A 6839-nucleotide genomic window follows, 5' to 3' on the forward strand; every position below is an offset into this window, starting at 1 on the left:
ACTGCAGTCTAAGGGATCAACGGTTCATGGGTGCAACAAACCGGCTCTTGGCCTCGCTGAAGATGCCCGGCTCATCGCTGTCGACGATCTTGAAGGCGATGCTTTGCGAACTGCTGCCCGGCCGCTCCGTGGTCATCGCCACCGACACGGGAACATCAACAATCTCACCCGGCGCCAGGCTCAAGTCCGTCTTGCCCTGTAGTTGGAAGCCATCGCCATCCACCAGCGTCAGGCGGTAGTCCTGGCGTTGCTGGGTCTTGTTGATGACCTTGAGGCTGTAGATGTTTTCGATCTGCCCCTGGCTGTTCTCACGGAACAGTCCACGATCCTTGCTCACGTCCAGCGACACCATCGGCCGTTCCATCAGCGCAACGACCAGCGCACCGATCATCACCAGCAACACGGCGGTGTAACCAATCAATCGTGGCCGCAACAGGCGGGACTTGCCGCCTTGCAGTTGGTGCTCCGAGGTATAGCTGATCAGCCCGCGCTCGTAGCCCATTTTGTCCATGATCGAATCACAGGCGTCGATGCATGCCGCGCAACCGATGCATTCCATCTGCAAACCGTCGCGAATGTCGATGCCGGTCGGACAGACCTGCACGCAGAGCTGGCAATCGATGCAGTCACCCAGGCCGACCTCAGCCGGCTTGACCTCGCGCTTTCTTGGGCCACGGTGCTCGCCACGAGCCACGTCGTAGGAAATGGTCAGGGTATCCTTGTCGAACATCACGCTCTGGAATCGCGCATACGGGCACATGTGCATGCACACCGCTTCACGCAGCCAGCCTGCATTGATGTAGGTGGCACCGGTGAAGAACAGCACCCAGAACAGGCTGACGCCACCCATTTGCCAGGTCAGGAGTTCTTCGGCCAGCGGGCGGATCGGCGTGAAATAGCCAACGAAGGTCAGGCCGGTCAACAGGCTGATGGCCAGCCACAGGGTGTGTTTGGCCGAGCGGCGCAGCAGTTTGTTCAGTCCCCAGGGCGCCGCTTGCAGTTTGATCCGCTGGTTGCGTTCGCCTTCGGTGATCTTCTCGCACCACATGAAAATCCAGGTCCAGGAGCTCTGCGGGCAGGTATAGCCGCACCATACGCGGCCGGCGAACACTGTGATCGCGAACAAGCCGAACGCGGCAATGATCAGCAGCGCCGAGAGCAGGATGAAATCCTGTGGCCAGAACGTCGCGCCAAAAATGTGGAATTTACTTTCGGAAAGGTCCCAGAGCACCGCCTGGCGGCCACCCCAGTTCAGCCATACGGTGCCGAAGAACAGCAGGAACAGAAAACCCGCGCCGCTGATGCGCAGGGAACGGAACAGGCCGGTAAAACTGCGGGTGTGGATCAGGTTGTCGCTGGACTTGGCCTTCATCTTTGGACGCGAGGGCTCGAAAGTCTTGACTACGGGGGCGCTTTCCAGGGTTCGGACGGGGATTCTATCGCTCATGGTCTTTCGCTCATCAGCCTCCATCAGGCAGGAGCACTATGAGCGCCGATCTGTTTGCATAACAGACTCAGGTATTGCTTTAAAAACCGGATCAGATGGGCTCGCTACCCCCGCCTGCGACAAGTTGAAGCAGCTGGCGCTGCGGGGCCGGGGGACCTATGCCAGACGTTTTCGGGCTTTATTGATCCAGGGCAGTCAAATCACCGAATCACTGTCGGTCGCTTTCAAATGCCGGCGACCATCCACCGCACCTGCTACGGTCAATGCGTCCGCTTCTGCTTCGGTGATGTAGATGCGCTGGCCGTCGAGATCGACCGCCGACATGGCTTTTTCCCCGTCGGTGATGATAGTCACATCGGGACACAGGCGAATTTCCTCGCCGTTTGCGGTGATAAAGAAGCAAGTCTGGTTCTCAATGCGTACGGTCATGGCGTAATCCTGGTTTTTTACGATGGATGAAACATTAGGCTTTCGGCATCGAGCATCGTTCTGTGCAACTGATTAATGGTCGGCGCGGTCCATCCTCCATGACCCATTTGCAAAGCTCTCTACAAGGGAATTCGCCATGAATGCCTGGTGGCACGAAGTCTGGGTTACCCTGCAAGCCGAGTTCGCCGACATCGGCGATGCCTCGCAATTGACCCGCATCACCGTGCGCCTGTTGATGGCCGCGGTACTGGGCGGCATTCTCGGTTTCGAGCGCGAGCACAAGGGCAAGGCCGCGGGGGTGCGCACCCACATGCTGGTGGCGCTGGGCGCGGCGTTGTTCGTGCTGGTGCCACAAATGTCCGGCTCCCAGGCAGATGCCATGAGCCGGGTTGTGCAGGGTGTGATCGCCGGGATCGGCTTCCTCGGTGCCGGCACCATCCTGAAAAACCAGGAAGGCGACGAAGGCCACGTTAAAGGCCTGACCACCGCCGCCGGTTTATGGATGACTGCCGCGATCGGGGTGTCTGCGGGATTGGGAAGGGAAGCCACGGCGGTGTTGAGCACGTTGCTGGCGTTGGTGATTCTTGGCGTGATGCCCATAATCGTGAAGATGCTGGATAAAGACAAAGACCAACTGTAGGAGCGAGCACGCTCGCGAAAAACTCAAGACCGCCTCGGGGTGCCTGGCTACCAGCATTATCGTTCACGATCTTCGCGAGCATGCTCGCTCCTACAGTCGTGAAGTTCATGCTGGCTATAGTCGAAGTCACGATGGGTTAGCTGATTCTCCAGTTCCTTGAGTATCGAGCTTCTAGTGTGCTCTTGAAGACTGCGTTCGATATGGAAGCAGAGAAACTCGTAATTGAAGATTTTCAAAGTGAGGCCAGCCGTCGACGATGGGTTCACGAATAAGCGTGTTTTGCCGTGCGCTTGCTCTTTCGGTGAATCTGCTGCCGTCGAAAAAGGTGTTCATGGCTGGCCGTACTCAAGGGGGGTGAAGTAGTTGCTATGTAAAGCCCTGGGCAAATTCCCGTAAAGCGCCGCCTGGGCAAAAAAATCCAATTCAGGACCGGTACTACACGTTCGCCGGAAACGTCATTCGGACTATTCCTTCGATCGGTCCCCCAGCGCGGCAGGGGGACCGATCAACTGTCTTCATTCAGGGGTCACAATCACCGGTGGCATTGTCGTAGGCGGCTCTTCCCTGGGTGGCGGATTGCTCCCCGGAGGGTCCTGCTCAGGCACAGGCTGCGGATCGCTGGGTGGTATCACCGGGTTGTCGATGTTCGGATCGGGTGTTTCTGCCGGGAATGGATTGTTCATTGTTCATACCTCCAGTGGCACATGGCGTGAGTCGTGCTTAAGTTGGTTGACCACTGTGTAAAGGATTTGATTCCAGCCAATTGCCGATGAACTTTTCCCGACGCCCGTCGCTCGGAACCTAAGTGAGTTCATTCGGTGAGGGACTGACCGATGTGGATGACAATCGCAGACATGAGCGTCCTTGGGGCGTAAGGAGAGATGCTCGATGACGGCTGAAAAACCTGGTGAGTTGAGCTACAACCCGCACATTCCACTGTCGCAGGCGTTGTTATTGCCGCGAATCGTAATCGAAAACACCATGCCGACCCTGGATGGCGGGCAGTTCGCTGTCAAGGCCGTGGAAGGCCAGGATGTGGTGGTGACCAGCAAGGTTTTTGCCGACGGTCACGACAAACTGGCCGTGCGGATTCGCTGGCAGGCCGATGGCGATGAGGCCTGGCATAGCGAGGTCATGACCGAGCTGGGTAATAATGGCTGGCAGGGGCAGTTTCGCGTGCAGGCGCAGGGGCGTCATGTTTTCTGTATCGAGGCCTGGATCGATCAGTTCGCCAGCTTTTGCTATGAACTGGAGAAAAAGCACACTGCGGGCGTGCCTGTCAGCCTGGAACTGCAAGAAGGTCGCCTTCACGTTCAGCAAGCCGCCGAACGCACCGAAGGTCAATTGAGTGAGCAATTGGCAGCCTTGCATCACGAACTGTCGGGGCTGCTCGAAACCGAGCAGGTTGCACTGTTTCTGCACCCTCGTAGCGCCGATTTGATGGCCCAGGCCAATCATCGTGCCTACCTGAGCCTGAGCCCGGAGTACCCGGTCGATGTGGAACGTGAGCTGGCGCAGTTCGCCAGCTGGTATGAACTGTTCCCGCGCTCGATCACCGACGATCCCGCGCGCCACGGTACTTTCAATGACGTGCATTCGCGGCTGGCGATGATCCAGGACATGGGCTTCAACGTGTTGTACTTCCCGCCGATCCACCCCATCGGTCGCAGTTATCGCAAAGGCCCGAACAACTCCCTGACCGCCGGTCCCGACGATCCCGGCAGCCCCTATGCCATCGGCAGTGAAGAGGGCGGGCACGAGGCGATTCACTCGCAGTTGGGCACCCGCGAAGACTTCCGCCGCCTGGTGGCAGCCGCGGCTGAGCATGGTCTGGAAATTGCCCTCGATTTTGCCATTCAATGTTCCCAGGACCACCCATGGCTGCAGCAACATCCGGGCTGGTTCAATTGGCGGCCGGACGGCACGATCAAGTACGCGGAGAACCCGCCGAAAAAATACCAGGACATCGTCAATGTCGACTTTTATGCCGTCGAGGCGATTCCCAGCCTCTGGATAGAGTTGCGCGATATCGTCGTGGGTTGGGTGCTGGAGGGCGTGAAGTTGTTTCGCGTGGACAATCCGCACACCAAACCGTTGCCGTTCTGGCAATGGCTGATCGCCGATGTGCGGGCGCTGTACCCTGACGTGATCTTCCTTGCCGAGGCGTTTACCACTCCGGCGATGATGGCGCGGCTGGGCAAGGTCGGTTATTCGCAGAGCTACACCTACTTCACCTGGCGCAACACCAAGCAGGAGCTGGCCACCTATTTCACCGAACTCAACGAGTCGCCGTGGCGCGAGTGCTACCGGCCGAATTTCTTCGTCAATACACCGGACATCAATCCGGCGTTCCTGCATGATTCCGGCCGCCCCGGTTTTTTGATTCGCGCCGCCCTGGCAACCATGGGTTCGGGGTTGTGGGGCATGTACTCCGGCTTTGAATTGTGTGAGTCGGCGGCGATTCCAGGCAAGGAGGAATACCTCGACTCCGAGAAGTACGAGATCCGACCCAGGGACTTCAACGCCCCCGGCAACATCATTGCCGAGATCGCCCAGCTCAATCGTATCCGCCGGCAAAACCCGGCGCTGCACACGCACCTGGGCCTGAAGGTCTACAACGCCTGGAACGACAACATCCTCTACTTCGGCAAGCGTAGCGCCGATGGCAGCAATTTCATCCTGGTGGCGGTCAACCTCGATCCGCACAACGTGCAGGAGGCGAATTTCGAGTTGCCGCTGTGGGAGATGGGTTTGCCGGACGATGCCAGCACCCAGGGCGAAGACTTGATGAACGGCCATCGCTGGACCTGGCACGGCAAGTACCAGTTCATGCGCATCGATCCGGCGTATCAGCCGTTCGGGATCTGGCGAATTACCCCCTAGCCCAAGATCGTTCCCACGCTCTGCGTGGGAATGCAGCCCGTGACGCTCCGCGTCACTGGACGCAGAGCGTCCCTTGAGGCATTCCCACGCAGAGCGTGGGAACGATCCGCGTCAGGGCGTTCTTTCGTATTCAACAGGAGTTTCAAATGGCGAAGAAACCCAAGGCAGCCACCTTTATCAAGGACCCGCTCTGGTACAAGGACGCGGTCATCTATCAAGTTCACGTCAAATCCTATTTCGACTCCAATAACGACGGGATCGGCGATTTTCCGGGCCTGATCGCCAAGCTCGACTACATTGCCGACCTGGGCGTCAATACTATCTGGCTGTTGCCGTTCTATCCTTCGCCGCGTCGCGACGATGGTTATGACATCGCCGAATATCGTGGCGTGCACAGCGACTACGGCACCATGGCCGACGCCAAGCGCTTCATCGCCGAGGCGCATAAACGTGGTCTGCGGGTGATCACCGAACTGGTCATCAACCACACCTCGGACCAGCACGCCTGGTTCCAGCGCGCACGCAAGGCCAAGAAAGGTTCGGCCGCGCGGGATTTCTACGTGTGGTCCGATGACGATCAAAAGTACGACGGCACCCGCATCATCTTTCTCGACACTGAAAAATCCAACTGGACCTGGGACCCGGTGGCCGGCCAATACTTTTGGCACCGCTTCTATTCACACCAGCCCGATCTGAATTTCGATAACCCGCAGGTGATGAAAGCGGTGCTGTCGGTCATGCGCTACTGGCTGGACATGGGCATCGACGGGTTGCGCCTCGACGCGATCCCGTACCTGATCGAGCGCGACGGCACCAACAACGAGAACCTGCCGGAAACCCACGACGTTCTCAAAAAGATCCGTGCCGAAATCGACGCCAATTACCCCGACCGCATGCTGCTGGCCGAGGCCAACCAATGGCCGGAGGACACGCAGCTGTATTTCGGCGACACCGATAAAAAGGGCCTGAACGGCGACGAATGCCACATGGCGTTTCACTTCCCGTTGATGCCGCGCATGTACATGGCGCTGGCCCAGGAAGACCGTTTTCCGATCACCGACATCTTGCGCCAGACCCCGGAGATCCCGGCCAATTGCCAATGGGCGATTTTCCTGCGCAACCACGATGAGCTCACCTTGGAGATGGTCACCGACAAGGAGCGTGACTACCTGTGGAATTACTACGCGGCCGATCGACGGGCGCGGATCAACCTGGGGATTCGCCGGCGCCTGGCGCCGTTGATGGAGCGTGATCGCCGGCGCGTGGAGTTGCTCAACAGCCTGTTGCTGTCGATGCCCGGCACGCCGACCTTGTACTACGGTGACGAGATCGGCATGGGCGACAACATCTACCTCGGCGATCGCGACGGTGTGCGCACGCCGATGCAGTGGTCGATCGACCGCAACGGCGGGGTTTTCCCCCCCCCCCCCCGCCCGCCCC

At 58.7% G+C, this 6839-nt stretch carries 6 protein-coding genes; 3 read left to right on the forward strand and 3 right to left on the reverse strand.

From position 1 onward, the window contains the following. Window positions 1-16: 16 nt before the first annotated feature. Together ccoG and PG5_RS26295 are read right to left on the reverse strand one after the other, a co-directional pair. Window positions 17-1447 (reverse strand): cytochrome c oxidase accessory protein CcoG, encoded by a 1431-nt coding sequence (ccoG, locus tag PG5_RS26290; protein ID WP_042955753.1) that lies wholly within the window; start codon window positions 1445-1447, stop codon window positions 17-19. Between the two features lie 195 nt (window positions 1448-1642). After that, window positions 1643-1876, reverse strand: coding sequence for a DUF3203 family protein (locus PG5_RS26295; protein ID WP_020800105.1), 234 nt, complete (start codon window positions 1874-1876; stop codon window positions 1643-1645). A gap of 136 nt (window positions 1877-2012) precedes the next feature. On the opposite strand from PG5_RS26295, the gene PG5_RS26300 reads away from it, so the two are divergent. Then, complete coding sequence (locus PG5_RS26300) at window positions 2013-2516, forward strand: MgtC/SapB family protein (RefSeq protein ID WP_020800106.1); 504 nt, start codon at window positions 2013-2015, stop codon at window positions 2514-2516. Between the two features lie 515 nt (window positions 2517-3031). Here PG5_RS26300 and PG5_RS34495 read toward each other — a convergent pair. Then, complete coding sequence (locus PG5_RS34495) at window positions 3032-3199, reverse strand: hypothetical protein (protein WP_020800108.1); 168 nt, start codon at window positions 3197-3199, stop codon at window positions 3032-3034. A 205-nt stretch (window positions 3200-3404) separates the two neighbouring features. Between PG5_RS34495 and PG5_RS26305 the strand changes: the two genes are divergently transcribed. Both PG5_RS26305 and treS read left to right on the forward strand, forming a co-directional pair. Beyond that, a complete protein-coding gene (locus tag PG5_RS26305; RefSeq protein WP_020800109.1) occupies window positions 3405-5399 on the forward strand; it encodes an alpha-1,4-glucan--maltose-1-phosphate maltosyltransferase in 1995 nt (664 codons plus the stop codon). Between the two features lie 146 nt (window positions 5400-5545). Continuing rightward, on the forward strand, window positions 5546-6839 hold a 1294-nt coding region (treS, locus tag PG5_RS26310; RefSeq protein ID WP_042955754.1), incomplete at its 3' end, for a maltose alpha-D-glucosyltransferase.

The sequence above is a fragment of the Pseudomonas sp. G5(2012) genome, from assembly GCF_000408945.1.
Taxonomy (GTDB): domain Bacteria; phylum Pseudomonadota; class Gammaproteobacteria; order Pseudomonadales; family Pseudomonadaceae; genus Aquipseudomonas; species Aquipseudomonas umsongensis.